The organism is Rhodococcus indonesiensis, assembly GCF_047782815.1.
Classification (GTDB): Bacteria; Actinomycetota; Actinomycetes; order Mycobacteriales; family Mycobacteriaceae; genus Rhodococcus; species Rhodococcus indonesiensis.
Genome location: NZ_CP180630.1, coordinates 3,953,500 through 3,976,169, shown reverse-complemented (window position 1 = coordinate 3,976,169; position 22,670 = coordinate 3,953,500). Strand labels below are relative to the sequence as shown.

Sequence of the window (22,670 nt, the reverse complement as noted above, 5' to 3'; positions counted from 1 at the left end):
CATGACCGCACTCACCGAGGAGCGGCGCGCCAAGTTCCGGCAGGACGCGGCGGAGCTGAAGCTCGACACCGGATCCGCGAAGGGGGACGGCCCCGCACGAATCGGCGGGCTCGTGCTGATGATCGGCGGTGCCGTCGCGGCGTTCGTCGTCTACTTCGCCTCGCTCACCCAGGCGGACCTGCGCAACATCGCGTCGTACCAGATCCTCGCCACAGCGCTGCTGATCGTCGCGATCCTCGGCGCCGCGCTGTACGTCGCCGGCGCGATCGCCCGCGTGCTGAGGCTGTGGCTGCTGCGTCAGCTCTACGAGTCGCAGGCCCACACCGAGCAGATCGCGGCTGCCCTCCAAACCCGCCGCTGACGCGGCCGGTGTGTCCTTCGGGCTGCCAGGGCAGCCCGAAGGACACACCGCTCAGCGGGTGTCGCGGCGCAGCGGGTGATCGGCGGGGATCTGCACGAGCACGATCGGGATGCCGTCCGGATCCGCGATCCACAGCTCGTGCAGACCCCACGGCTCCTGCCGGGCCCCCCGCACGATGGGGACGCCCTTCGTCACCAACTCGGCCTCCGCGTTGTAGACGTCGCGCACCTGCAGCCACAGTGCGCCCTCGAAGTGCTGCGGCCGGGCGCTGCCGCCGTGCGCGGCCACCTCGATGAGCGACTGACCGGCGAAGAACACCGTCCCGCCGGGATATTCGCGGTAGATCGCCAGGCCCAGGACGTCGCCGTAGAACTCCAGGGCGACGTCGTAGTCGGACGGGCGCAGGATCGTCCGGCCGGCGAGGATCTCCATCTCAACCGTCCTCGGCCGGTCGGGCCTCGTGCCCGCGTCGCCCATGGGTGCGGCGGTCCTCCTTCATCTCCGCCTCGAACAGATGCCGGCGGCCGCGGACCAGCTCGTCGCGCACCTGCCGGTCGAGCTCACGGAACTCCGTCCAGTAGCCGTCGTCGAAGTCCTCCACGATCTGGAAGGTCCACCGCCCCTCGAGGACGTTGCGTCCCACCATCTCCGTCCGGACCCGGTCGGCGAGTTCGTGGTGACCGGCTTCGGCGAGCTTGTCGACGGCGTCGCCGAGCAACAGGTCGGCGCGGCCCATCAGCTGGTGGAAGGCGTACAGATTGCCACGGGCCTGCTCGACTGTCTCGAGCGCTTCGGAGAGTTTGCCGGCGGCCTCGACCGTCTCGTCGGAGACGCCGTCGGGCCGGATGTGGTCGGGGAGTGGTCGCTCGCGATCCGTCATGGTCAGGAGTGTGCCCGATTCGGGCCGTTTCAATCGGGACGTTCTTGCGACGAGCGGGGGGTTGTCGCGCACCGCACTCGAACGACGAGGCGACAACCTCCCGCTCGGCACCGGCAACTCCCGCTCAGTAGTGCCAGGGGTAGGGCGACCAGTCCGGTTCGCGCTTCTGCAGGAACGCATCGCGACCCTCGACCGCCTCGTCGGTCATGTACGCCAGCCGTGTGGCCTCGCCCGCGAACAGCTGCTGGCCGACGAGCCCGTCGTCCTGCAGGTTGAACGCGTACTTGAGCATGCGCTGGGCCTGCGGGGATTTGCCGTTGATCTTCGCGGCCCATTCGAGCGCGACGTTCTCGAGCTCGGCGTGGTCGACGACGCGGTTGACCGCACCCATGTGGTGCATCTCCTCGGCCGTGTAGGTCTCACCGAGGAAGAAGATCTCGCGGGCGAACTTCTGCCCCACCATCTTCGCGAGGTACGCGCTGCCGTAGCCGCCGTCGAAGCTGCCCACGTCGGCGTCGGTCTGCTTGAACCGGGCGTGTTCCCGGGACGCGAGGGTCAGGTCGCACGTGACGTGCAGACTGTGCCCACCGCCGGCGGCCCAGCCGTTGACGAGAGCGATCACGACCTTCGGCATGAACCGGATCAGCCGCTGCACCTCGAGGATGTGCAGCCGGCCCGCCCGGGCCCTGTCCACGGTGTCGGCGGTTTCGCCGTTCGCGTACTGGTAGCCGCTGCGCCCACGGATCCGCTGGTCGCCGCCGGAGCAGAAGGCCCAGCCGCCGTCCTTCGGGCTGGGCCCGTTGCCGGTCAGGAGCACCGCGCCGACGTCGGACGTCATGCGGGCGTGGTCCAGCGCCCGGTACAACTCGTCGACGGTGTGCGGACGAAACGCGTTGCGCACCTCCGGCCGGTCGAACGCGACGCGGACGGTGCCCTGCGTGACGTGCCGGTGGTAGGTGATGTCGGTGAGGTTCTCGAACCCGGGTACGGGCCGCCACAGCTCGGAATGGAAAGTCACCCGTCGACCATAGATCCGACGCGCCGTCCCGGCACCGGCGCCCTGCTGGGTCACGGCCCTGCTGGGCCACGGTCCTGCTGGCCACGGTCCTGCCGGAACCCGGTCGTGCCGGGAGCCGGTCGTGCTGGAACGCGTTACCGTGCAGGGATGAGCGAGCAGACGGACAGCACGGTGGACGCCGAGTACGAACACCACGGCGGATTCCCGGTGTACACGCCCGTGAAGGCGGGACCGAACTTCGGCCGCTTCGTCGAGGCCCTGCGGCGACTGCAGGATCTCGCCGTCTCCACCCATATCCCCGACGACGTCGTCGACCGCGCCATCGAGCAGGCCGAGGCGCTGGGGGACCTGCTCGAGCCGCACGTCGTGCCCGAAGGCCGGTCTCCGGCCGGCTTCAACGTCGACCTGCCCGGGCGCGGCAGCCTGCTGATGCTGCCGTGGATGCTCGAGAAGTTCGATGCCGAGTCGGTTCGCTCGCGGGGCACGTTCCGGGTCTATCACCGCGGCGGCAACAGCGCGGCGCACGGCGGAACCCTTCCCCTGCTGTTCGACGACCTGTTCGGGATGGTCGTCCACGCGGCCGGTCATCCCATCGCCCGCACCGCCTACCTGCACGTGAACTACCGCAAGATCACTCCGCTCGAGACGGAACTCGTCGTCGAGGGCCGGGTCGACCGGGTCGACGGGCGCAAGTTGTTCTGCTCGGCCGAGCTGCGCGAGGCCGACGGCACGCTGCTCGCCGACTGCGAGGCCCTGATGGTCCAGTTGCGGCCCGGCCAGCCGTGACCGCCGCGGCCCTGCCGCCCCTCGACGAGATCCTCGACGCCGCCGTCGTGGTGTCGCTGCCCATGCGGGTGCGGTTCCGCGGCATCACCGCACGGGAGCTCGTGCTCGTGCGGGGTCCCGCCGGGTGGGGAGAATTCGGGCCGTTCCCCGAGTACGCCGACGAGGAGGCGGCCCACTGGCTGCGTTCGGCCCTCGAATCCGCGTGGCTCGGGCCTCCGGCTCCGCGCCGGGACACCGTGCCCGTCAACGCCACCGTCCCGGCCGTCGGCCCCGGCGACGTGCCGCAGATCCTGGCCCGGTTCCCCGGAGCCCGCACCGCGAAGGTCAAGGTCGCCGAGCGCGGACAGGACCTCGCCCAGGACGTCGCACGGGTCCGGGCCGTGCGCGAGCTGGTGCCCAACGTCCGCATCGACGCGAACGGCGGGTGGAGCGTCGACGAGGCCGTCGTGGCGCTCGGGGAACTCGTCGCCGACGGCCCGCTCGAGTACGCCGAGCAACCCTGCGCGACCGTGCCCGAGCTGGTCGAGGTGCGTCGCCGGATGCCCGACGTGCCGATCGCGGCGGACGAGAGCATCCGGCGCGCCGAAGACCCCCTGAGGGTGGTCCGGGCCGGCGGCGCCGACGTGGCGGTGGTCAAGGTGGCCCCGCTCGGGGGGATGCGACGGCTGCTGGTGCTGGCCGACGAACTGGCCGGGCACGGCGTGCCGGTGGTGGTGTCGAGCGCACTCGACTCGGCCGTCGGCATGGGGGCCGGACTGGCCGCCGCGGCCGCGCTGCCCGCGCTGCCCTACGCGTGCGGACTGGGCACGGGTGGGTTCTTCACCGCCGACGTGGCAGCGCCACGGACGATGGCCGACGGGAAGCTCCCGGTGGGGCAGGTGACACCGGATCCGGCGCTCCTCGACACCGTGCGAGCCGACCCCGAACGGGCGCGCTGGTGGTTCGACCGGGTGCGGCGCTGCCGCGCCGCGCTCGACTAGGTGCGGCTCGGGTCGTCGTATATCGTTCCGGGCGTTCGTACTCACGAGTCACATTACGGAGGCAGTGGAAGTGGTTGCAGCTCTGGATGATGCCCTGCTCGGCGCCGACAAGGTCCCGGCGGTCGTCGCCGACGTCGAGGCGCTGATCGACGCCGAGGTGGCGGACAAGAAGGGCGCGTCGGGTCTCGCGCTCAAGGCCGGCTATGCGGCGGTGACGAAGCTCGGCCCGTCGATCGTGCCCAGCGCCGTCGAGGGTCTGCTGCCGGAGTTCGTCGCCAAGATCCAGCCGTTCTGGCAGGACTACGCCGGCAACGGTGACTTCGCCGACTACCTCACCGCCCGCAGCGAGACGGTCGCGGACGCGCTGCTCGGTGTGACGGACGCGCGCATCGCGGCCTCGTCGCGCACGGCGATCAAGAAGGTCTACGACAAGCTGCGTCCGTCGGCGCAGAAGCACGTCGTCGAGGCCCTGCCCCGCGTGGGCGCGCTGGTGCAGAAGCACGCCGGCTGAGGCGGCCGTGGTGCCCTTTCGGTCCTGGACCGGAAGGGCACCACGTCAGTACGCGGCGGCCCCGTACTTCCAGTAGCCGCTGAACGTCACGGCCGACTTCTCCAGGCCCCGCTCCCGCACGAGGTGACGGCGCATCGTCGTCACCAACCCGGACTCTCCCACGACGAATCCGTAGCCCGGCCCGTCCGGCAGCTCCGCGGCGCGCACCGCGTCGAGCACCTGTGCTCCGGGCCGCACATCCGTCCGGATCACCGGGTGCACGCGGGTCCGCGGTCCCGTTACCAGGTTCTGCGCCACGACGTCCTCGAGCTGGGAAACCTCGACGAACACCTCCGTGACCGTCGCGTCGTTCCGCTCCGCCGACGACGTGAGGATGCCGGCGATCGCCGGCAGCGCACTCTCGTCGCCCACGACGATCTGCCAGGCCGCCCCGGCCGGGCGGTGGAACATGATGCCCTCGTCGAGCAGCGCGAGCGCCGCACCCGGTTCCGCCTTCCGCGCCCACGCCGACGCCGGCCCGGTGTCGCCGTGGGTCGCGACGTCCACGACGAGTTCCGCTCCGGGCCCGTAGCGGCCGCAGCCGGTCTCCCGGTAGTCGCGCACCGTGTAGTTGCGCAGGATCGGACGCACCTGTTCCGGCATCGCCTGCATCTGCGGCCACCAGCTGTGGTCGGCGGCTGCCGGCAGGGTCGGCTCGTGCCGGCCGGGACCGGGCAGGAACATCCGGAACCACTGGTCGAACCCCATCGGCGCGAACCGGGCGAGTCCGTCGCCGCCGAGGGTCACGCGCACGAAGCTCGCACCGAGTGGTTCGGTCGCAAGGACGTGGGCGGTGACGATCTCGCGGGTGGCGGGAGGCGTCCGGGTCGTGGTGCGCGCAGCCATACAGAACCTCCGTCCCGAGACGCCGGGGGTCGTCGGCGAAACTCGGTCGACGATGAAATCAGCGGAGGCTAACCTATCATTCGGGTCGATCGAGGTGGCGCACCTGCGGCGTCAGACCCCACTCGTTCCGCCCCAGCCGACTCGCCGGTGCCAGCGCCGCGACGTCCGGCAGCCCGTCCTCGGCCAGCACGTCGGCCCGGACCGACACGGCCACCACGTCGCCCATCACCACGAAGCAGTCGCCGACCTCGATCACCCGGTGCAGCGTGCACTCGATCGCCGCCGGTGACTCCGCGACCCGGGGTGGATGCACCCGCTCGCTGCGCTCGGGCCGCAGGCCCACGGTCGCGAACTCGTCCACGTCGTGCGCGAACCCCGCCGACGTCGCGTTGACTCGTTCCATCAGCGGCACGGTCGCGACGTTGATCACGAACTCGCCGGTCTCCTCGATGTTGCGGACGCTGTCCTTGCGTCCCACCGAGGTGAACTGCACCACCGGCGGGTTCACTGCGGCGACGGTGAAGAAGCTGTACGGCGCGACGTTGGGCACACCGTCCGCGGACACCGTCGACACCCACGCGATCGGCCGCGGCACGATCGCGGCGGTCATCAGTCGGTAGAAACGGCCGGTGCCCAGCTCGCTGGGATCGAAGACGGTGCGCATCGATCCATTGTCACTGTGACCCGCGTCCCGTGCCGCCCAGGGGACCGGGGTGCGTCGTTTGTCCCGCACTACTCTGGGTTCCGTGAACCCGTCCACCGCCCAGGCCACCGCCGTCGTCGACGAACTCGCCCGAGGGGGCGTCCGCGACGTCGTGCTGTGCCCCGGCTCCCGCAACGCACCGCTCGCCTTCGCGCTGCAGGCCGCCGACAACGCGGGCCGGTTGCGGCTGCACATGCGCATCGACGAGCGCACCGCCGGATTCCTCGCGATCGGCCTGTCCGTTGCCTCCGGCCGTCCGGTGCCCGTCGTGATGACCTCCGGCACCGCGGTCGCCAACCTCGCGCCGGCCGTGCTCGAAGCCAACTACGCCCGGGTGCCGCTCGTGGTGCTCAGCGCCAACCGGCCCTACGAGCTGCTCGGCACCGGCGCCAACCAGACCGTCGAACAGCTCGGCATGTTCGGCACCCAGGTCCGCGCCACCATCAGCCTCGGCCTGGCGGAAGGGATCGAGCAGAACAGCCAGTGGCGTTCCGCGGTCAGCCGCGTCCTCGCCGCCGCCCGCGGCACCCGCTCCGGAAACGCCGGTCCCGTCCACTTCGACATCCCGCTGCGCGAGCCGCTCGTCCCGGACGTGCATCCCCAGGGCCCGGTGCCCGAGGGCCGCGCCGACGGCAGCGCCTGGACCACCACGGTGCACGCCACCCTCGACGTGCCGATGGACCTCGACATCACCGCCGACACCGTGGTGATCTCCGGGCACGGCTCCGCCTACCGGCCCGAACTGTCGGCCCTGCCGACCGTCGCCGAACCCACCGCGCCGCTCCACGGTGTCCCGCTGCATCCGATGGCGCTGCCGCATCTGAAACCGCGGCAGGCAATCATCACCGGCAGGCCGACTCTGCACCGGCCGGTCTCCAAGCTGCTCGCCGATCCCTCGGTGGCGGTCTACGCCCTCACCACCGGACCCCGCTGGCCCGACGTGTCCGGCAACGTCCTCGCCACCGGCACCCGCGCCGTCGTCACCGGCCGGCCTGATCCGGCCTGGCTGGAACGCTGCCGGAACCTGTCCGCCCACACCGACAAGGCGGTGCGCGCCCAGCTCGACGCCCATCCGAAGCCGACCGGCCTGCACGTCGCAGCGACGGTCACCGATGCGCTGCGAGAAGGGGACCAGCTGCTGCTCGGGGCCTCCAACCCGGTGCGCGACGCGGCGCTGGTGAGCTACCCGCGCGACGGAGTGAGAGTGCTCTCCAACCGGGGTGTCGCGGGTATCGACGGCACCGTCTCGACCGCCGTCGGCGCCGCCCTGGCCTACCCCCAGGGCCGCACCGTCGCTCTGATGGGCGACCTGACGTTCCTGCACGACGCCTCGGGGCTGCTGATCGGCACCGCCGAACCGCGACCGCAGAACCTGACCGTCGTCGTCGCCAACGACGACGGCGGTGGCATCTTCGAGCTGCTCGAGCAGGGCGACCCGCAGTACGCCGGCGTCTTCGAGCGGGTGTTCGGCACCCCGCACGGCATGGACCTCGCCGCGCTGTGTGCCGCGTACCGGGTACCGCACGAGCGGGTGGACCTTCCCGCACTGACCGCCGCGCTGGCCGACCGGACCGAGCCCCCCAGCGGTATCCGGGTGCTCGAGGTGATCACCGACCGCTCCGGCCTGCGGGAACTGCACGCGGCCGTGCGCGCCCAGCTGTGACGGACGCATGAGCGGAATCGACAGGGCACGCCGGGCGGTGCTCGGCGTCGCGATCGGCATCTCGGTGCTCGCCGTGATCCTGGTCCTCGCGGCGTGGCGCAACGACCATCTGATCGCCTCCGACATGGGCACTGCCACCGCAGAGGTGCTTTCCGCCGGGTCGCTGCGCTCGGCGATCAGCTTCGTCACCCCCGACGGCGTCACCCACAACCCCGAGCTCGGTGTGCTGTATCCGACGGGACTCACGGCGGGGCAGCGGATCGCCGTCGAGTACGCCCGCAGCGACCCCGACCTGGTGCGGGTCACCGGCCGCGACGTCCGGGTCGCTCTCGTGCCCGCCGCCTCGTTGATCGTGGTGACCTGGCTGGTCGCGGCACCTGTGCTCGCGTATCTCCGGCGGCGCAGCGAGGCGCGCGTGTAGCGGTGCCGCCGGGAGGATTCGCCGGAACTTCGCCGGGCGGACACCTCGACCACCCCGCCCGGACTGCCGCCACCGCGATGCTGGGCCGGTGCGAGTAGCCATCGTCGCGGAATCCTTCCTCCCGAACGTCAACGGCGTCACCAATTCGGTGTTGCGCGTGCTCGAGCACCTCGACCGCCACGGCCACGAGGCCCTGGTCGTCGCTCCCGACACCGTCGCCGGTCTGCCGCCGGCCCCCGCCCATCACGACGGCATCCCGGTGTACCGGGTGCCGGCGGTGCACGTGCCGAAGGTCAGCTCCCTGCCCGTGGGGCTGCCACAGCCCGCGCTCACCGGCATCCTGCGTGGGTTCGCGCCCGATGTCGTGCATCTGGCGTCGCCGTTCCTGCTCGGTGCCGGCGGCCTCGGCGCGGCCCGCAGACTCGACCTGCCCACCGTCGCGGTCTACCAGACCGACGTCGCCGGATTCGCGTCCAGCTACGGGCTCGGCCTCGCGGCCCGTGCCGCCTGGCAGTGGACGCGCCGGATCCACCGGGCCTGTGACCGCACGCTCGCACCGTCGACGGCGGCCGCCGCCGACCTCGCCGCACACGGCATCCCCCGGGTGCACCGCTGGGCGCGGGGCGTCGACACCGCACGCTTCACCCCGGCCCGGCGTAACGAGGCGCTGCGCCGAGCCTGGTCGTCCGACGGCCGGCTCGTGGTCGGTTTCGTGGGCCGGCTCGCCCCGGAGAAGCACGTCGAACGTCTCGCAGTCCTGTCGGCCGACCCCCGCTACCGGCTCGTCGTCGTCGGGGACGGTCCCGAACGCGCCCGGCTCGAAACGGCCCTGCCCGGGGCGGTGTTCACCGGCCACCTCGGCGGTGACGCACTGGCCGACGCCTACGCGAGCCTCGACGTGTTCGTCCATCCGGGGGAGCACGAGACGTTCTGCCAGGCCGTGCAGGAGGCGCTCGCCAGCGGCGTCCCCGTGATCGCGCCCGACGCGGGCGGCCCGCGCGATCTCGTCGCCCACTGCCGCAACGGCTACCGGCTGCCGGTCGACGGCTTCACCGAACTGCTGCCGGGTGCGGTGGGCGCCCTCGCCGACCCGGTGCTCCGCGCCCGGTTCGGCGCGGCCGCGCGGCGCAGCGTTCTCGGCCGCACCTGGCCCGCGGTGTGCCACGAACTGCTCGGGCACTACGAGCAGGTCTGCTCGGTCCGGCCGGGCACGCTGCGGCGCAGCGCGTAGCCGGGCACGCTGCGGCGCGGCGCGTAGCGGTAACGTTTCGACCGTGGCAACTACTCACGGATCGCGGGCCTCGCTCGCGAAGGATCCGCGCGAGGTCGCGTCGATGTTCGACGACGTCGCCCAGCGATACGACATCACCAACACCGTGCTCTCCTTCGGGCAGGACCGCAGTTGGCGACGAGCCACCCGAGCGGCCCTGGACCTGCGGCCGGGGGAGCGCGTCCTCGATCTCGCCGCCGGCACCGGGGTGTCGACGGTGGAGCTCGGCCGGTCCGGCGCGTGGGTGGTGGCCACCGACTTCTCCACGGGAATGCTGCAGGCCGGCGCGTTCCGGCAGGTGCCGATGGTCGCAGGCGACGCGATGCGCCTGCCCTTCGCCGACGCGGTCTTCGACGCCGCCACCATCTCCTTCGGGCTGCGCAACGTCTCCGACTTCGAGGCCGGGCTCCGCGAGATCGCGCGGGTGACCAAGCCCGGAGGCCGCCTCGTGGTGTGCGAGTTCGCCACACCCGTGTCGGCCCCGCTGCGCGTGCTCTACCTCGAATACCTGATGCGGGCGCTGCCGCGGGTCGCACGGACCGTCAGCAGCAACCCCGACGCGTACGTCTATCTCGCCGAGTCGATCCGGGCGTGGCCCACACAGCCCGAACTCGCCGAGCGGATCCGGGCCGCCGGCTGGCGGTCGGTGCAGTGGCGCAACCTCACCGGCGGGATCGTGGCCCTGCACCGGGCGGTGCGCTGACCGGACGCGGTCAGGCGAAGAGCGGTCGGCGGTCCCAGCGCAGCGACGCGCCGCCCCCGGCCCGCCACGCCCGTGCGACGACATCCTCGTCGCGCTCGGTGACGAGGTTGCCCATGACCCGGACGGCCACCGTCATCAGCGACGTCGAACTCATCCCCACGGGTCCGGTGGCCGGCAGGAACCTCGGCAACGTCAGCAGCCCGGCAAGCCGCCGGGCCACGGAGAACGCCCGGCCGTAGCGTTCGCGCAGCAGGGCCGGCCACAGCTGCGTGAGGTCGTCCGCCTCCAGGACGCCGGCAAGGAGCCGCCCGCCCTCGAGGCCGTAGTCGATGCCCTCGCCGTTGAGCGGATTCACACACGCCGCGGCGTCGCCGATCAGGGCCCAGTTCGGGCCCGCCACACCGGACACGGCACCGCCCATCGGCAGCAGCGCCGACGCCACCCGGGTGGTCTCGCCGAGTCCCCACTCCCCGCGCCGTCGCGACGCATACAGCTCGATCAGCGGGCGCAGCGACCCGGCGGCCGGCCGCTTGGAGGTGGCGAGCGTGCCCACGCCGATGTTGACCTCCCCGGTGCCGAGGGGGAACACCCAGCCGTAGCCCGGGTGCAGCGTGCCCGCGTCGTCGCGCAGCTCGAGGTGCGACGTGATCCACGGGTCGTCGCTGCGGGGGGAGGTGGCGTAGGCGCGGGCCGCGACCCCGTACGCGGTGTCGCGGTGCCACTGCCGGCCGAGTAGCTTGCCCAGCGGAGAACGGACCCCGTCCGCCACGACGAGCCGTTCGCATCCGACGGTGCGCGGCCCGCGCGCGGTCGCGAAGGTCACCGCGGTCACCCGCGCCCCTTCGCGCTCGACGGCGACGGCCTTGGTTCCCTCGGCCGCTGCGGCACCCGACTCGACGGCGACTCGGCGGATCCGGTCGTCGAGCTCGGTGCGCGGCACGGCGCTGCCCTGCGCCGGGAAGGAACCCGACGGCCACGGAAGCTCGAGGCTGCGACCGAAGCCTTCCAGCCGCAGGCCCCGGTTGACGGTGCGCGTGCGCACCCAGTCGCCGAGGCCGAGGCGGTCGAGCTCGGCTACCGCCCGCGGGGTCAGGCCGTCGCCGCACGTCTTGTCCCGCGGGAAGGTCGCGGCGTCGACGAGCAGCACGTCGCGTCCGTCGCGGGCCGCCCAAGCGGCAGCGGCCGACCCGGCAGGACCTGCGCCGACGACGAGCACGTCGGTACGGTCGGGGAGATCCGGAAGGTCGGGCCGCGGTTCGGACCCAGCGTGTTCTGCCACCACGGCTCCATCCTTCCAGGTACGGCTTCGGTGCCTCGGGGAGGTAGCCGGCCGGCGGAGCGGCTAGGTTCACTACCGTGGAGCCGATTCGACAGCGGACAGCGGTAGCCGGGTCGACAGAACAGGATGGGTACCTCATCGTGAGCACTGAAGGGGCGGCGCAGTCCGCCGGTCCGTCCGGCGCGACGTCGGACACGGTGGTGGCCGGGGTGGACCTCGGCGATCCGGTCCTGGCGGGCGCCGTCCGGGACGGTCTCGCCCGAGTCGAGGAAGTGCTGATCTCGGAGCTGTCCGACGGCGAGGACTTCCTGACCGAGGTCGCACTGCATCTCGCCAAGGCCGGCGGCAAGCGGTTCCGTCCGCTGTTCACCCTCCTCACCGCCCAGCTCGGCCCGAAGCCGAACGATCCGGCGGTGGTGACGGCGGCGACCGCGGTCGAACTCGTGCACCTGGCCACGCTGTACCACGACGACGTGATGGACGAGGCCACCATGCGCCGGGGCGCACCCAGCGCGAACGCGCGGTGGAGCAACAGCGTCGCCATCCTCGCCGGGGACTTCCTGTTCGCGCACGCGTCGCGGCTGGTGTCGACGCTCGGTCCCGCTGCGGTACGGACCATCGCCGAGACGTTCGCCGAACTCGTGACCGGGCAGATGCGCGAGACCATCGGCAGCGGGAAGGATCGGGACCCGGTCGAGCACTACCTGAAGGTCGTGTGGGAGAAGACCGGCTCGCTGATTGCGACGAGCGGACGCTTCGGCGGGACGTTCTCCGGCGCCGACCAGGACCAGATCGCGCATCTGGAACGGCTCGGCGACGCCGTCGGTACCGCATTCCAGATCGCCGACGACATCATCGACATCTCGTCGGCGTCGACGGAGTCCGGCAAGACGCCGGGAACGGACCTGCGCGAGGGTGTCCACACCCTGCCGGTGCTGTACGCCTTCCGTGAGACGGGGCCCGAGGCCGATCGGCTGCGCGAACTGCTCGCCGGACCGGTCGAGGACGAAGCCGCCGTCACCGAGGCGCTGGAGCTGCTGGCGCGGTCGCCGGGAATGGCTGCGGCGAAGCGGACGCTGGGCGAGTACGCGGACAAGGCCCGCGCGGAGCTGGCGTCGCTGCCGCAGGGACCGGCGAACGAAGCGCTGCGCCGGCTCGTCGACTACACGATCGCGCGCGTGGGGTAGGGGGCCGCACGCCGGGACGCGGTTTCGGCCGGTGACGGCGGGGAACCCGCGCCCCACCCCGCTTCGTTGAACGCTCGGGCCAGATCGACGGGAAGAGGCGTGACGTGCACGGGAATGCGAACCGGCTGAAGACGGCGGGGCTCCTCATCGGGATGTCCGCCCTCATCGTGTTCATCGGCGCCCTGTTCCGGAACCCGACGATCCTGATCGGGTCGATCGTCCTGGCCGTCGGGATGAACGCCTACGCCTACTTCAACAGCGACAAACTGGCGTTGCGGGCCATGCACGCCCAGCCGATCACCGAGGTGCAGGCACCGGTGATCTACCGGATCGTGCGCGAGCTGGCGACGACGGCGCATCAGCCGATGCCCCGGCTGTACATCAGCCCGACCAGCGCACCCAACGCGTTCGCGACCGGCCGCAATCCCCGCCACGCCGCGGTGTGCTGCACGTCCGGGATCCTGCAGATCCTGAACGAGCGCGAGCTGCGCGCGGTGCTCGGACACGAACTGTCGCATGTATACAACCGGGACATCCTGATCTCGTCGGTGGCCGGCGCAATGGCGGCGGTGATCTCGGGGCTGGCGAATCTCGCATTCTTCGCGAACATGTTCGGCAACCGCGACCAGGGCACCAATCCGCTGGCCCTGTTGCTGGTGTCGCTGCTCGGGCCGATCGCGGCGACCGTCGTCCGGCTCGCGGTGTCGCGTTCCCGCGAGTACCAGGCGGATCAGTCCGGCGCCGAACTCACCGGCGATCCGCTGGCGCTGGCCTCGGCGCTGCGCAAACTCGAGCAGGGCACCCGGGCGGCGCCGCTGCCGCCCGAACCCCGGATCGCCGCGCAGTCGCACATGATGATCGCGAACCCGTTCCGTCCGGGGGAGCGGATGAGCCGACTGTTCTCGACCCACCCGCCCATGGCGGAGCGCATCGACCGGCTCGAGCGCATGGCCCGCGGGGGCTGACGCCCGCCGTGCCAACCGGTCGTCACTGCATACCGGTCATCACCGCCTACCGGTAGTTGACGAATTGCAGCGCGATGTCGAGGTCGGCATTCTTGAGCAGTGCGATCACGGCCTGCAGGTCGTCGCGCTTCTTGCTGGTCACGCGCAGCTCCTCGCCCTGGATCTGCGCCTTGACGCCCTTGGGTCCCTCGTCCCGGATCAGCTTGGAGATCTTCTTGGCGTTCTCGGTGCTGATGCCCTGCACCAGGGACCCGCTGATCTTGTAGACCTTGCCGGACTGGGTGGGCTCGCCGGCGTCGAAGGACTTCAGGGAGAGATTGCGCCGGATCAGCTTCTCCTTGAACACCTCGAGGGCGGCGTTGACGCGTTCCTCCGTGTCGGCGGTCAGGGTGATGGACTCCTCGCCGCTCCACTCGATGCCCGCCCCGGTGTTGCGGAAGTCGAAACGGGTGCCGAGCTCCTTGGCGGCCTGGTTCAGCGCGTTGTCCACCTCCTGGCGGTCGACCTTGCTCACCACATCGAACGACGAATCAGCCACGTGCACTCCACTTCGGATCGGTTCTGTACGGGTTGCCGCCCCGACGCTATCGGGTGGCGCGGTGCCGCTGTCCACCCGGTTTGCACTACAGGGGGGTGTGCGTTGTATTGTTTCAAACGCGCCAGGGACACGGTCCCGATCGCGCCCGGCAGGTTGCCCGAGCGGCCAATGGGAGCGGACTGTAAATCCGTCGGCTTACGCCTACGTAGGTTCGAATCCTACACCTGCCACCGGAACGGCCCCGATCCGAACGGATCGGGGCCGTTCTGCGTTCGCGGTCGTTCCGGAGCCGACGTCGCTGGGTCCCGGTGTGCGGCCGGCGCACGCCGAGAGCACCTTCGGACGCTCGGCCGAGAGGGGGTGAAAAGTGGATTTACAGCCCCTGAACTGCCGATTTTGTTCCTGCAGAGGAGTGTGTGTAATCTTTTGGAGGCCGCAGCGAGCAGAGATGCTCACGGTGGTCGCGCCCCCTTAGCTCAGTCGGCAGAGCGTTTCCATGGTAAGGAAAAGGTCGACGGTTCGATTCCGTCAGGGGGCTCGCTGGATTGTGTGCCGCCGTTGTTCGCGACACTCGACACCGAGGCGGTGTAGCTCAGTTGGTAGAGCAAACGACTCATAATCGTTGCGTCGCCGGTTCAAGTCCGGTCACCGCTACCACAGTTGAATGAACCACCCTGATCGTCGTTGATCAGATTGACGCGAAAGAAGGCATCCCGTGGCCTCCTCCACCGACGTTCGGCCGAAGATCACCCTGGCCTGCGAGGTGTGCAAGCACCGCAACTACATCACGAAGAAGAACCGTCGTAACGACCCCGATCGGTTGGAGCTGAAGAAGTTCTGCCCCAACTGCGGCACTCATCGCGCACACCGCGAGTCGAAGTAGTCGTACAGGGTCGACGTCGACGCGTGAGCTCCCCGCACAATCGCCCACGCCGGCCGGCGTCCGGGCGAAGTTGCGGGAGTTCTGCGTATGACGGGCACATTCGTGAGTGAAGAATCGGTCGTGGACGGCACCGAACAGGCCGGGATCCAGTTCGATGTAGCGGCACATGCGGCCTCGATGGTCGGTCACCACTATCGCGTCGAGGACTTCTACGAGGTCGGGCGGGAGAAGGTCCGCGAGTACGCGCGCGCCGTGCTGGACAACAATCCGGCGCATCACGACGAGGAAGCGGCGAAGGGCCTCGGCTACGACGGCCTCGTCGCGCCGCTCACTTTCATCTCCATCGTCGGCATGATCGCCCAGCGCAAGCTGTTCGACGAGGTCGTCACCGGATACGACCTCAGCCAGATCATGCAGACGGACCAGCGGCTGGTGTTCCACCGGCCGATCCAGGTGGGCGATCGACTGTTCTGCGATGTGTACCTCGACGATTTCCGTCAGGCCGCCGGCAGCGACATCATCACCACCAAGAACATCATCACCGATCAGCACGACAACGTCGTGATGACCACGTGGACCACCCTGGTGGGCCGCACCGGTGGCGAGGTGGACGAGAACATCGCCCACGCAGTCAAGGATGTGATGATGCATGTCGCGCCGTAGGTTCGAGGACGTCTCGGTCGGTGAGGAGCTGCCCGTACGGGTGGTGACGCTCACCCGTGGCAACCTCGTGAACTACGCAGGTGTGTCGGGTGATCCCAATCCGATCCACTGGAGCGACGAGGTCGCCAAGCTCGCCGGCTTGCGCGACGTGGTCGGCCACGGCATGCTCTCCATGGGCATCGCGGCCGGTTTCGTCACCGACTGGCTCGGTGACCCAGGAGCGGTGACCGAGTACAACGTTCGGTTCACCAGTCCGGTCTACGTCGAGGCCCATCGGGCCGCCGAGGTGGAGTTCTCCGGCAAGGTCAAGTCGGTGGACGCGGACAGCAAGACAGCAGTGGTCGCGATCGTGGCGAAGTCCGAAGGACGTAAGATCTTCGGGCGAGCCACGGCAACGGTCCGTCTGGCCTGACCGGCCGGCGGATTGGGTTTGTCCCGGGGCTATGAAGTACACTAAGACTTCTGGGATCGCATAGCGCAGCGCGCTGCTCTCGAAGGCCGTAACGGCCCACGGGGTGGCGCGCATGTCATGTGGTCGCAGATGGGTCGATCGAGACGCCGGTTTCCGGCGGAGGCATCGACCAGAGGGGCGTAGCTCAATTGGCAGAGCAGCGGTCTCCAAAACCGCAGGTTGCAGGTTCAAGTCCTGTCGCCCCTGCCCCCGGACTGCCAGCGACCGAGAGGAACGATGTGAGCGAGGAGCGCGGTAAGCGCGACGGCGGTACCGCAGGGACTTCCAGCCCTGAGGACGCCGGATCGGCGACCGACGCGACCCCCGGCGCTTCCTCCGCATCCGCTGCCCCCACCGGCAAGAAGTCCCCGCGACGTTCCGCCGCTCCGGCGTCGACCGCGGTGGCGCCCGCTCGGCGGGCCGAATCGCAGCCGGCCAAGTCCGCTGCTCGCTCCGGTGCCCAGGGCACGGAGAACATCTTCAAGCGCCTGCGGCGCTTCTTCCGCGAGGTCCTCGCCGAACTGCGCAAGGTGATCTGGCCGAATCGCAAGCAGCTGGTCACGTACACGACGGTCGTCGTGGTCTTCGTGGCGGTCATGACCGCGCTCATCTTTGGATTGGATCTGGCGTTCGTGAAGGGCGTCAGCTGGTTGTTCGGCTAGCGCGTCAGCGTGCCGGCAAATGTGATCGACGAGAGGAAAGTGCCCGGTGAGCACCCCCGAGAACGACTCGTACGAGCCCTCGGCCGAAGAGCGCGTTTCGGACGAGGTCTTTGTCGACGACTCCGTGACGGCCGAGCCGGCCGACGAGTCGGCAGTAGAGCCGGCCGACGAGTCGGCGGTGGAAGCGGCCGACGGCTCGGCGGTGGCGGGCATCGAGACCGACGAGACGGCCGGTGACGAGTCCGAGACGCCCGCGGAGGCCCCGGCGGAGGAAGTCGATCCCGCGGAGGCCCTCGAGAAGCAGCTGCGGCTCGAGCCCGGCGACTGGTACGTCGTGCACTCCTACGCCGGTTACGAGAACAAGGTCAAGGCCAACCTCGAGACCCGTGTGCAGAACCTGGACCTCGGGGAGTACATCTTCCAGGTCGAGGTGCCCACCGAAGAGGTCACCGAGATCAAGAACGGCCAGCGCAAGCAGGTCAACCGCAAGGTTCTGCCGGGCTACATCCTGGTTCGGATGGAACTGAACGACGAATCGTGGGGCGCGGTGCGCAACACTCCCGGAGTCACCGGATTCGTGGGTGCCACCTCGCGCCCGTCGCCGCTGACGATCAAGGAGGTCGTGAAGTTCCTCCTGCCGCAGCAGGCGAAGAAGAAGCCCGCCGCCGCTGCCGCTGCCGCCGAAGGCGCTGCGACCGCTGCCAAGCCCACCATCGAGGTGGACTTCGAGGTCGGCGAGTCCGTCACCGTCATGGACGGGCCGTTCGCGACGCTGCCGGCGTCGATCAGCGAGGTCAACGCCGAGCAGCAGAAGCTCAAGGTCCTGGTGTCGATCTTCGGTCGCGAGACCCCGGTGGAGCTGTCCTTCAACCAGGTGTCGAAGATCTGACGGTCCGACCCACTCAAACTTGCGATAGCAGTACGCAAGAACCACACCGAGCAAGAAACTAGGAATAGAGATGCCCCCGAAGAAGAAGAAGATTGCCGGGCTCATCAAGCTCCAGATCCAGGCAGGTCAGGCCAACCCGGCTCCGCCGGTCGGCCCCGCGCTGGGTCAGCACGGCGTCAACATCATGGAGTTCTGCAAGGCGTACAACGCGGCGACCGAGTCGCAGCGCGGCAACGTCGTGCCGGTCGAGATCACGGTCTACGAGGACCGCTCGTTCGACTTCAAGCTCAAGACCCCGCCGGCTGCCAAGCTGCTGCTGAAGGCCGCGGGTGTGCAGAAGGGCTCCGGCGAGCCGCACAAGACCAAGGTCGCCAAGGTCACCATGGACCAGGTGCGCGAGATCGCCAAGACCAAGCAGGAAGACCTGAACGCCAACGACGTCGAGGCCGCCGCGAAGATCATCGCCGGCACCGCGCGTTCGATGGGCATCACGGTCGAGGGCTGAGCGCAGCGCCGCTCGGAACCCGCAGGGCCGAGTGCCCGGCAGCAGTAATCCGTGGGAGGGCCGGCCAGGCTCGACAACCACGACCGAACCGTTCACCTTCCGGTGACAAGTTAGGACAGAACAATGGCAAAGCGCAGCAAGGCGTACCTCGCCGCCGCTGAGAAGATCGACGCCTCGACGCTCTACAGCCCCCTCGCGGCCGCTCGGCTCGCGAAGGAGACCTCGTCGAAGAACTACGACGCCACCGTCGAGGTCGCCATGCGCCTCGGTGTGGACCCCCGCAAGGCGGACCAGATGGTCCGCGGCACGGTCAACCTGCCGCACGGCACCGGTAAGACCGCCCGCGTCATCGTGTTCGCGGTGGGCGAGAAGGCCGCCGAGGCCGAGGCCGCCGGTGCGGACGCCGTCGGCGCCGAGGACCTCATCGAGCGGATCCAGGGCGGTTGGCTGGACTTCGACGCCGCAATCGCGACCCCGGACCAGATGGCCAAGGTCGGCCGCATCGCGCGTGTCCTCGGCCCGCGCGGCCTGATGCCGAACCCGAAGACGGGCACGGTCACCCCGGACGTCACGAAGGCTGTCGCGGACATCAAGGGCGGCAAGATCAACTTCCGCGTCGACAAGAACTCGAACCTGCACTTCGTGATCGGCAAGGCGTCGTTCGACGACGCGAAGCTGGTGGAGAACTACGCTGCCGCGCTGGACGAGGTCCTGCGTGCGAAGCCGTCCACCGCGAAGGGGCGTTACGTCAAGAAGGTCACGATCGCGACCACCACCGGCCCGGGCATCCCGGTGGACCCGTCGCGCACCCGGAACCTCCTCGAGGACGCCGAGTAAGGAGACCGGTACCCGGTCTTCGCAGGCAACGCACCGAACGGCCGGCACGGAACTGCTCCGTGCCGGCCGTTTTGCGTCCGTGCGCCTCGTCCGGTACGCTGGCTTGCGGAGTTCGGCGCGTGCCGATCTTCACCCCGATCATGTTCTACCCAAGACCGTTGGTCACCGGGTCCGCGTGCGGATTCGGTTGAAGGTCCGGGATTGCCCGGCGGCCCACGCAGGAGGACGAGGTAGGGGAGATACGACATCGCTCGCGATGCCGTCCTTCTCTCTGTACGCCCCGTGTGCCCTGCACCGGGGCGTTTTGCATTTTGCGGATTTCGAGTGGAACTTCCCGAGCGGGAAAACGACTGTTACTGAGAGGAGGCGAAGTATGGCAAAGCCTGAGAAGGTTTCCGCGGTTGCGGAGATCACCGAGCAGTTCAAGGACTCGACTGCCGCCGTGATCACGGAGTTCCGTGGTCTGTCGGTGACCAGTCTGACGCAGCTGCGACGCGCTCTCGGAGAGGGTGCCACCTACTCCGTCGCCAAGAACACCCTGGTCAAGCGTGCCGCCGCGGAGGCGGGCGTCGAGGGCCTTGACGACCTGTTCGTCGGACCGACCGCCATTGCGTTCATCAAGGGCGAGCCGGTCGACGCTGCGAAGGCCCTGAAGACCTTCGCGAAGGACAACAAGGCGCTCGTCATCAAGGGCGGCTACATGGACGGCGCTGCGCTGTCCGTGGAACAGGTCAACCAGATCGCGGACCTCGAGTCCCGCGAGGTGCTGTTGGCCAAGCTCGCCGGCGCGATGAAGGGCAACTTGGCAAAGGCCGCCGGCCTGTTCAACGCTCCTGCCTCGCAGGTGGCCCGTCTCGCGGCTGCTCTGCAGGAGAAGAAGGCGGACCAGGAGTCTGCCGCAAGCTGATCCGCACCATCGCGAATCACTGACCCACCCACCCCGCGCGCCCCGGCGCGTATCCCATCCGGTCGCGGATCAGCGACATGGGATCCACAAGGAAGGACCGCCACCATGGCGAAGCTCACCACCGAAGAGCTGCTCGACGCGTTCAAGGAACTGACCCTCCTCGAGCTCTCGGAGTTCGTGAAGGCCTTCGAGGAGACCTTCGAGGTCACCGCTGCCGCTCCGGTCGCCGTCGCTGCTGCCGGTGCCCCGGCCGCCGCCGCCGAGGCCGAGTCCGAGCAGGACGAGTTCGACGTCATCCTCGAGGGTGCCGGCGACAAGAAGATCCAGGTCATCAAGGTCGTCCGCGAGATCGTCTCGGGCCTCGGCCTGAAGGAGGCCAAGGACCTCGTCGAGGGTGCTCCGAAGCCGATCCTGGAGAAGGTCGCCAAGGACGCTGCCGACGCCGCCAAGGCGAAGCTCGAAGAGGCCGGCGCCAAGGTCACCGTCAAGTAAGACGTACGAGGCTGCCCGACCGCATCCCGGTCGAGCGATTCGGCAAGGCCGCTGCCCACGGATTCACGTCCGTGGGCAGCGGCCTTTTCGCCTATTCGTGACCGGTTCGGCAGGCACGCGGATTCCATCCGCGATAGGTTGAGTCGATGCCGCACGGGGACGGCAAAGACGCAGGTCATCACCCTGATCGACGGGTGTTATGCCCGAGTTGACCTGTGTTCTTACTCGCTAGTAGGATCCCGTGTCACAGGTAACACTTCGATGCGCTACAGTGACGCAATCCACAGTGGGGAACAGCATCGAGCCGTGCGGAGGTAATGGTGGGAGTCGAAGTAGCTGTCGAGGGCTTGACGAAGTCCTTCGGGTCTCAGCGGATCTGGCAGGACGTGACGTTGACCCTCCCGGCAGGCGAGGTGAGTGCCCTGCTGGGCCCGTCCGGCACGGGCAAGTCGGTGTTCCTCAAGTCGCTGATCGGTCTGCTGCGGCCGGAGCAGGGCTCGATCGTCATCGACGGCACCGACATCCTGCAGTGCTCGAGCAAGGAGCTCTACGAGATCCGCAAGCTGTTCGGGGTGCTGTTCCAGGACGGCGCGCTGTTCGGGTCGATGAACCTCTACGACAACGTGGCGTTCCCGCTGCGGGAGCACACCAAGAAGTCCGAATCCGACATCCGCAAGATCGTGATGGACAAGCTCGAGCTCGTCGGTCTGCTCGGCGCCGAGGACAAGCTGCCGGGCGAGATCTCCGGCGGCATGCGCAAGCGTGCGGGACTGGCGCGCGCCCTGGTGCTGGATCCGCAGATCATCCTGGTCGACGAGCCGGACTCGGGTCTGGACCCCGTGCGCACCACCTACATCTCCCAGACGCTGATCGACATCAACGCCGAGATCGACGCGACGATCCTGATCGTCTCGCACAACATCAACCTGGCGCGGACGGTGCCGGACAACATCGGCATGCTGTTCCGCCGCGAGCTGGTGATGTTCGGTCCGCGTGAGGTGCTGCTCACCAGCGACGAGCCGGTGGTCAAGCAGTTCCTCAACGGCACGATGATCGGCCCGATCGGGATGTCGGAGGAGAAGGACGAGGCCACGATGGCGCAGGAACAGGCGCTCGTCGAGGCCGGGCACCACGCCGGTGGCGTGGACGACATCGAGGGCATCGTCCCGCAGATGAAGGCCACCCCGGGGATGCCCGAGCGTCAGGCGGTGCGCCGCCGGCAGGACCGGGTGCGGCACATCCTCCACACCCTGCCCGAGCCCGCCCAGCATGCCATCCTCGAGTCCTTCGAGGAGAACAACGGATCGCACGCCGCACCGGCGTATCAGGACCATTCCTACCGCGACGACGACACACAGGTCATTCCGGCGTACCCCGCTGACGGGTACGACGAGTCCGCCCGCCACCACACCAGCTAGGAGAACACATGGGGGTCGGTTCGGGCACCAGCTCGTTCGTGCGTCCGATACACGGTGCACTCACCCAGGCCGGAAACATCGTCGAGTTGTTCGTCGACGTCGTGCGCAACATGTTCCGCCGGCCGTTCCAGTTCCGCGAGTTCATCGAGCAGGCGTGGTTCATCGCGAGCGTGACGATCCTGCCCACTGCCCTCGTGGCGATTCCGTTCGGCGCCGTCGTCTCGCTGCAGACCGGGTCGCTGATCAAGCAGCTCGGCGCGGAGTCGTTCACCGGTGCCGCCAGCGTCCTGGCGGTGATCCAGCAGGGCAGTCCGATCGTGACCGCGCTGCTGATCGCCGGTGCGGCCGGCTCCGCGGTCACCGCCGACCTCGGGTCGCGCACGATCCGCGAGGAGATCGACGCGATGGAGGTGCTCGGCATCAACCCCGTGCAGCGCCTCGTGGTCCCGCGCGTGCTCGCGATGGTTCTCGTCGCGCTGCTGCTCAACGGACTGGTGTCCGTGGTCGGCATCGCCGGCGGCTACTTCTTCAATGTGATCCTGCAGGGCGGAACTCCGGGCGCCTACCTGGCCTCCTTCTCGGCCCTGGCCCAGCTGCCCGACCTCTACGTGGCCGAGATCAAGGCGGCGATCTTCGGTGTCATCGCCGGCGTCGTCGCGGCCTACAAGGGCCTGCACCCCGGTGCCGGGCCGAAGGGGGTCGGTGAGGCCGTCAACCAGACCGTCGTCATCACCTTCCTGCTTTTGTTCTTCGCGAACCTGATCCTGACGATGGTGTACCTGCAGATCGTTCCGGCGAAGGGATCCTGACTCG

28 protein-coding genes and 4 tRNA genes are annotated in these 22,670 nt (G+C 69.3%); 25 read left to right on the top strand and 7 right to left on the bottom strand.

Features of this window, described 5'->3' with window-relative positions; translation table 11 throughout:
* Position 1: 1 nt before the first annotated feature.
* Positions 2 to 361, top strand: coding sequence for a hypothetical protein (locus ACM26Y_RS18150; RefSeq protein WP_003937596.1), 360 nt, complete (start codon positions 2 to 4; stop codon positions 359 to 361).
* A gap of 51 nt (positions 362 to 412) precedes the next feature.
* Here the strand turns inward: ACM26Y_RS18150 and ACM26Y_RS18145 are convergent, their stop codons facing one another.
* The 3 genes from ACM26Y_RS18145 to ACM26Y_RS18135 form a co-directional block, all read right to left on the bottom strand.
* The gene (locus tag ACM26Y_RS18145; RefSeq protein WP_003937597.1) at positions 413 to 793 is read right to left on the bottom strand and encodes a VOC family protein; all 381 of its coding nucleotides are present in this window, start codon (positions 791 to 793) and stop codon (positions 413 to 415) included.
* A 1-nt stretch (position 794) separates the two neighbouring features.
* Complete coding sequence (locus ACM26Y_RS18140; protein ID WP_040783086.1) at positions 795 to 1,241, bottom strand: hypothetical protein; 447 nt, start codon at positions 1,239 to 1,241, stop codon at positions 795 to 797.
* Positions 1,242 to 1,365: 124 nt separating this feature from the next.
* On the bottom strand, positions 1,366 to 2,259 hold the full coding sequence (locus tag ACM26Y_RS18135; RefSeq protein WP_003937599.1) for a 1,4-dihydroxy-2-naphthoyl-CoA synthase: 894 nt from the start codon (positions 2,257 to 2,259) through the stop codon (positions 1,366 to 1,368).
* A gap of 147 nt (positions 2,260 to 2,406) precedes the next feature.
* Between ACM26Y_RS18135 and ACM26Y_RS18130 the strand changes: the two genes are divergently transcribed.
* The 3 genes from ACM26Y_RS18130 (at position 2,407) to ACM26Y_RS18120 (ending at position 4,536) form a co-directional block, all read left to right on the top strand.
* Positions 2,407 to 3,045 (top strand): PaaI family thioesterase, encoded by a 639-nt coding sequence (locus ACM26Y_RS18130; protein ID WP_416061515.1) that lies wholly within the window; start codon positions 2,407 to 2,409, stop codon positions 3,043 to 3,045.
* The gene (locus tag ACM26Y_RS18125) at positions 3,042 to 4,025 is read left to right on the top strand and encodes an o-succinylbenzoate synthase (RefSeq protein WP_416061514.1); all 984 of its coding nucleotides are present in this window, start codon (positions 3,042 to 3,044) and stop codon (positions 4,023 to 4,025) included. Before ACM26Y_RS18130 ends, ACM26Y_RS18125 begins: the two co-directional genes overlap by 4 nt.
* Positions 4,026 to 4,095: 70 nt before the next feature.
* On the top strand, positions 4,096 to 4,536 hold the full coding sequence (locus tag ACM26Y_RS18120) for a DUF6918 family protein (protein WP_040783088.1): 441 nt from the start codon (positions 4,096 to 4,098) through the stop codon (positions 4,534 to 4,536).
* Between the two features lie 45 nt (positions 4,537 to 4,581).
* Here the strand turns inward: ACM26Y_RS18120 and ACM26Y_RS18115 are convergent, their stop codons facing one another.
* On the bottom strand, positions 4,582 to 5,421 hold the full coding sequence (locus tag ACM26Y_RS18115) for a siderophore-interacting protein (protein ID WP_416061513.1): 840 nt from the start codon (positions 5,419 to 5,421) through the stop codon (positions 4,582 to 4,584).
* Between the two features lie 76 nt (positions 5,422 to 5,497).
* The gene (locus tag ACM26Y_RS18110) at positions 5,498 to 6,085 is read right to left on the bottom strand and encodes a flavin reductase family protein (RefSeq protein WP_416061512.1); all 588 of its coding nucleotides are present in this window, start codon (positions 6,083 to 6,085) and stop codon (positions 5,498 to 5,500) included.
* Positions 6,086 to 6,167: 82 nt separating this feature from the next.
* Here ACM26Y_RS18110 and menD point away from each other — a divergent pair, with 82 nt between their 5' ends.
* The 4 genes from menD to ACM26Y_RS18090 all read left to right on the top strand — a co-directional run bounded on the left by menD (position 6,168) and on the right by ACM26Y_RS18090 (position 10,181).
* Positions 6,168 to 7,787, top strand: coding sequence for a 2-succinyl-5-enolpyruvyl-6-hydroxy-3-cyclohexene-1-carboxylic-acid synthase (gene menD, locus ACM26Y_RS18105; RefSeq protein ID WP_416061511.1), 1,620 nt, complete (start codon positions 6,168 to 6,170; stop codon positions 7,785 to 7,787).
* A 7-nt stretch (positions 7,788 to 7,794) separates the two neighbouring features.
* Positions 7,795 to 8,208, top strand: a complete 414-nt coding sequence (locus ACM26Y_RS18100) for a DUF3592 domain-containing protein (RefSeq protein WP_003937606.1) — start codon at positions 7,795 to 7,797, stop codon at positions 8,206 to 8,208.
* Positions 8,209 to 8,296: 88 nt separating this feature from the next.
* Positions 8,297 to 9,439, top strand: coding sequence for a glycosyltransferase family 4 protein (locus ACM26Y_RS18095; protein WP_003937607.1), 1,143 nt, complete (start codon positions 8,297 to 8,299; stop codon positions 9,437 to 9,439).
* Positions 9,440 to 9,482: 43 nt separating this feature from the next.
* Positions 9,483 to 10,181, top strand: a complete 699-nt coding sequence (locus ACM26Y_RS18090; RefSeq protein WP_081005223.1) for a demethylmenaquinone methyltransferase — start codon at positions 9,483 to 9,485, stop codon at positions 10,179 to 10,181.
* A gap of 10 nt (positions 10,182 to 10,191) precedes the next feature.
* On the opposite strand, the gene ACM26Y_RS18085 is transcribed toward ACM26Y_RS18090, so the two are convergent.
* The gene (locus tag ACM26Y_RS18085; RefSeq protein WP_416061510.1) at positions 10,192 to 11,463 is read right to left on the bottom strand and encodes a geranylgeranyl reductase family protein; all 1,272 of its coding nucleotides are present in this window, start codon (positions 11,461 to 11,463) and stop codon (positions 10,192 to 10,194) included.
* Between the two features lie 137 nt (positions 11,464 to 11,600).
* On the opposite strand from ACM26Y_RS18085, the gene ACM26Y_RS18080 reads away from it, so the two are divergent.
* Entirely contained in the window at positions 11,601 to 12,647 is a 1,047-nt protein-coding gene (locus tag ACM26Y_RS18080; protein WP_003937610.1) for a polyprenyl synthetase family protein, read from the top strand.
* Positions 12,648 to 12,751: 104 nt separating this feature from the next.
* A complete protein-coding gene (gene htpX / locus ACM26Y_RS18075; protein WP_003937611.1) occupies positions 12,752 to 13,612 on the top strand; it encodes a zinc metalloprotease HtpX in 861 nt (286 codons plus the stop codon).
* 46 nt (positions 13,613 to 13,658) lie between these two features.
* Here htpX and ACM26Y_RS18070 read toward each other — a convergent pair whose 3' ends face one another.
* Positions 13,659 to 14,150, bottom strand: coding sequence for a YajQ family cyclic di-GMP-binding protein (locus tag ACM26Y_RS18070; protein ID WP_003937612.1), 492 nt, complete (start codon positions 14,148 to 14,150; stop codon positions 13,659 to 13,661).
* Between the two features lie 147 nt (positions 14,151 to 14,297).
* Between ACM26Y_RS18070 and ACM26Y_RS18065 the strand changes: the two genes are divergently transcribed.
* From ACM26Y_RS18065 to ACM26Y_RS17995, 15 genes are all read left to right on the top strand, one after another.
* Positions 14,298 to 14,380: transfer RNA gene (locus ACM26Y_RS18065), tRNA-Tyr, on the top strand.
* A gap of 235 nt (positions 14,381 to 14,615) precedes the next feature.
* Positions 14,616 to 14,688 (top strand) — tRNA-Thr (locus ACM26Y_RS18060).
* Between the two features lie 43 nt (positions 14,689 to 14,731).
* Positions 14,732 to 14,807: transfer RNA gene (locus tag ACM26Y_RS18055), tRNA-Met, on the top strand.
* Positions 14,808 to 14,865: 58 nt separating this feature from the next.
* Positions 14,866 to 15,033 carry a 50S ribosomal protein L33 gene (gene rpmG / locus ACM26Y_RS18050; RefSeq protein WP_003937613.1) on the top strand — a complete coding sequence of 56 codons (168 nt, stop codon included), beginning with the start codon at positions 14,866 to 14,868 and terminating at the stop codon, positions 15,031 to 15,033.
* A gap of 87 nt (positions 15,034 to 15,120) precedes the next feature.
* Entirely contained in the window at positions 15,121 to 15,696 is a 576-nt protein-coding gene (hadA, locus tag ACM26Y_RS18045) for a (3R)-hydroxyacyl-ACP dehydratase subunit HadA (RefSeq protein ID WP_003937614.1), read from the top strand.
* Positions 15,683 to 16,108 carry a (3R)-hydroxyacyl-ACP dehydratase subunit HadB gene (gene hadB, locus ACM26Y_RS18040; RefSeq protein ID WP_003937615.1) on the top strand — a complete coding sequence of 142 codons (426 nt, stop codon included), beginning with the start codon at positions 15,683 to 15,685 and terminating at the stop codon, positions 16,106 to 16,108. Before hadA ends, hadB begins: the two co-directional genes overlap by 14 nt.
* Before the next feature lie 173 nt (positions 16,109 to 16,281).
* Positions 16,282 to 16,354 (top strand) — tRNA-Trp (locus ACM26Y_RS18035).
* 32 nt (positions 16,355 to 16,386) lie between these two features.
* Entirely contained in the window at positions 16,387 to 16,809 is a 423-nt protein-coding gene (gene secE, locus ACM26Y_RS18030; RefSeq protein WP_416061509.1) for a preprotein translocase subunit SecE, read from the top strand.
* A gap of 46 nt (positions 16,810 to 16,855) precedes the next feature.
* Positions 16,856 to 17,698, top strand: a complete 843-nt coding sequence (gene nusG, locus ACM26Y_RS18025; protein ID WP_416061508.1) for a transcription termination/antitermination protein NusG — start codon at positions 16,856 to 16,858, stop codon at positions 17,696 to 17,698.
* A gap of 70 nt (positions 17,699 to 17,768) precedes the next feature.
* Entirely contained in the window at positions 17,769 to 18,203 is a 435-nt protein-coding gene (gene rplK / locus ACM26Y_RS18020; protein ID WP_003937618.1) for a 50S ribosomal protein L11, read from the top strand.
* A gap of 123 nt (positions 18,204 to 18,326) precedes the next feature.
* Entirely contained in the window at positions 18,327 to 19,040 is a 714-nt protein-coding gene (gene rplA / locus ACM26Y_RS18015; RefSeq protein ID WP_003937619.1) for a 50S ribosomal protein L1, read from the top strand.
* A 373-nt stretch (positions 19,041 to 19,413) separates the two neighbouring features.
* Positions 19,414 to 19,947 carry a 50S ribosomal protein L10 gene (rplJ, locus tag ACM26Y_RS18010; RefSeq protein WP_003937620.1) on the top strand — a complete coding sequence of 178 codons (534 nt, stop codon included), beginning with the start codon at positions 19,414 to 19,416 and terminating at the stop codon, positions 19,945 to 19,947.
* Positions 19,948 to 20,052: 105 nt separating this feature from the next.
* Positions 20,053 to 20,439 (top strand): 50S ribosomal protein L7/L12, encoded by a 387-nt coding sequence (gene rplL, locus ACM26Y_RS18005; protein ID WP_003937621.1) that lies wholly within the window; start codon positions 20,053 to 20,055, stop codon positions 20,437 to 20,439.
* A gap of 317 nt (positions 20,440 to 20,756) precedes the next feature.
* Positions 20,757 to 21,857: an ABC transporter ATP-binding protein gene (locus ACM26Y_RS18000; protein ID WP_289381913.1), complete on the top strand. Its 1,101-nt coding sequence runs from the start codon at positions 20,757 to 20,759 to the stop codon at positions 21,855 to 21,857.
* Positions 21,858 to 21,865: 8 nt separating this feature from the next.
* Positions 21,866 to 22,666 carry an MlaE family ABC transporter permease gene (locus ACM26Y_RS17995; protein WP_003937623.1) on the top strand — a complete coding sequence of 267 codons (801 nt, stop codon included), beginning with the start codon at positions 21,866 to 21,868 and terminating at the stop codon, positions 22,664 to 22,666.
* Positions 22,667 to 22,670: the final 4 nt, after the last annotated feature.

Coding starts and splice junctions, on each gene's coding strand:
- ACM26Y_RS18140 (WP_040783086.1), bottom strand. CDS start 1,241: ATGACGGATCGCGAGCGACCACTCCCCGACCACATCCGGCCCGACGGC.
- rplL (WP_003937621.1), top strand. CDS start 20,053: ATGGCGAAGCTCACCACCGAAGAGCTGCTCGACGCGTTCAAGGAACTG.
- ACM26Y_RS18110 (WP_416061512.1), bottom strand. CDS start 6,085: ATGCGCACCGTCTTCGATCCCAGCGAGCTGGGCACCGGCCGTTTCTAC.
- ACM26Y_RS18000 (WP_289381913.1), top strand. CDS start 20,757: ATGGTGGGAGTCGAAGTAGCTGTCGAGGGCTTGACGAAGTCCTTCGGG.
- rplJ (WP_003937620.1), top strand. CDS start 19,414: ATGGCAAAGCCTGAGAAGGTTTCCGCGGTTGCGGAGATCACCGAGCAG.
- rplK (WP_003937618.1), top strand. CDS start 17,769: ATGCCCCCGAAGAAGAAGAAGATTGCCGGGCTCATCAAGCTCCAGATC.
- rplA (WP_003937619.1), top strand. CDS start 18,327: ATGGCAAAGCGCAGCAAGGCGTACCTCGCCGCCGCTGAGAAGATCGAC.
- ACM26Y_RS18150 (WP_003937596.1), top strand. CDS start 2: ATGACCGCACTCACCGAGGAGCGGCGCGCCAAGTTCCGGCAGGACGCG.
- ACM26Y_RS17995 (WP_003937623.1), top strand. CDS start 21,866: ATGGGGGTCGGTTCGGGCACCAGCTCGTTCGTGCGTCCGATACACGGT.
- ACM26Y_RS18145 (WP_003937597.1), bottom strand. CDS start 793: ATGGAGATCCTCGCCGGCCGGACGATCCTGCGCCCGTCCGACTACGAC.
- ACM26Y_RS18100 (WP_003937606.1), top strand. CDS start 7,795: ATGAGCGGAATCGACAGGGCACGCCGGGCGGTGCTCGGCGTCGCGATC.
- hadB (WP_003937615.1), top strand. CDS start 15,683: ATGTCGCGCCGTAGGTTCGAGGACGTCTCGGTCGGTGAGGAGCTGCCC.
- hadA (WP_003937614.1), top strand. CDS start 15,121: ATGACGGGCACATTCGTGAGTGAAGAATCGGTCGTGGACGGCACCGAA.
- ACM26Y_RS18115 (WP_416061513.1), bottom strand. CDS start 5,421: ATGGCTGCGCGCACCACGACCCGGACGCCTCCCGCCACCCGCGAGATC.
- ACM26Y_RS18130 (WP_416061515.1), top strand. CDS start 2,407: ATGAGCGAGCAGACGGACAGCACGGTGGACGCCGAGTACGAACACCAC.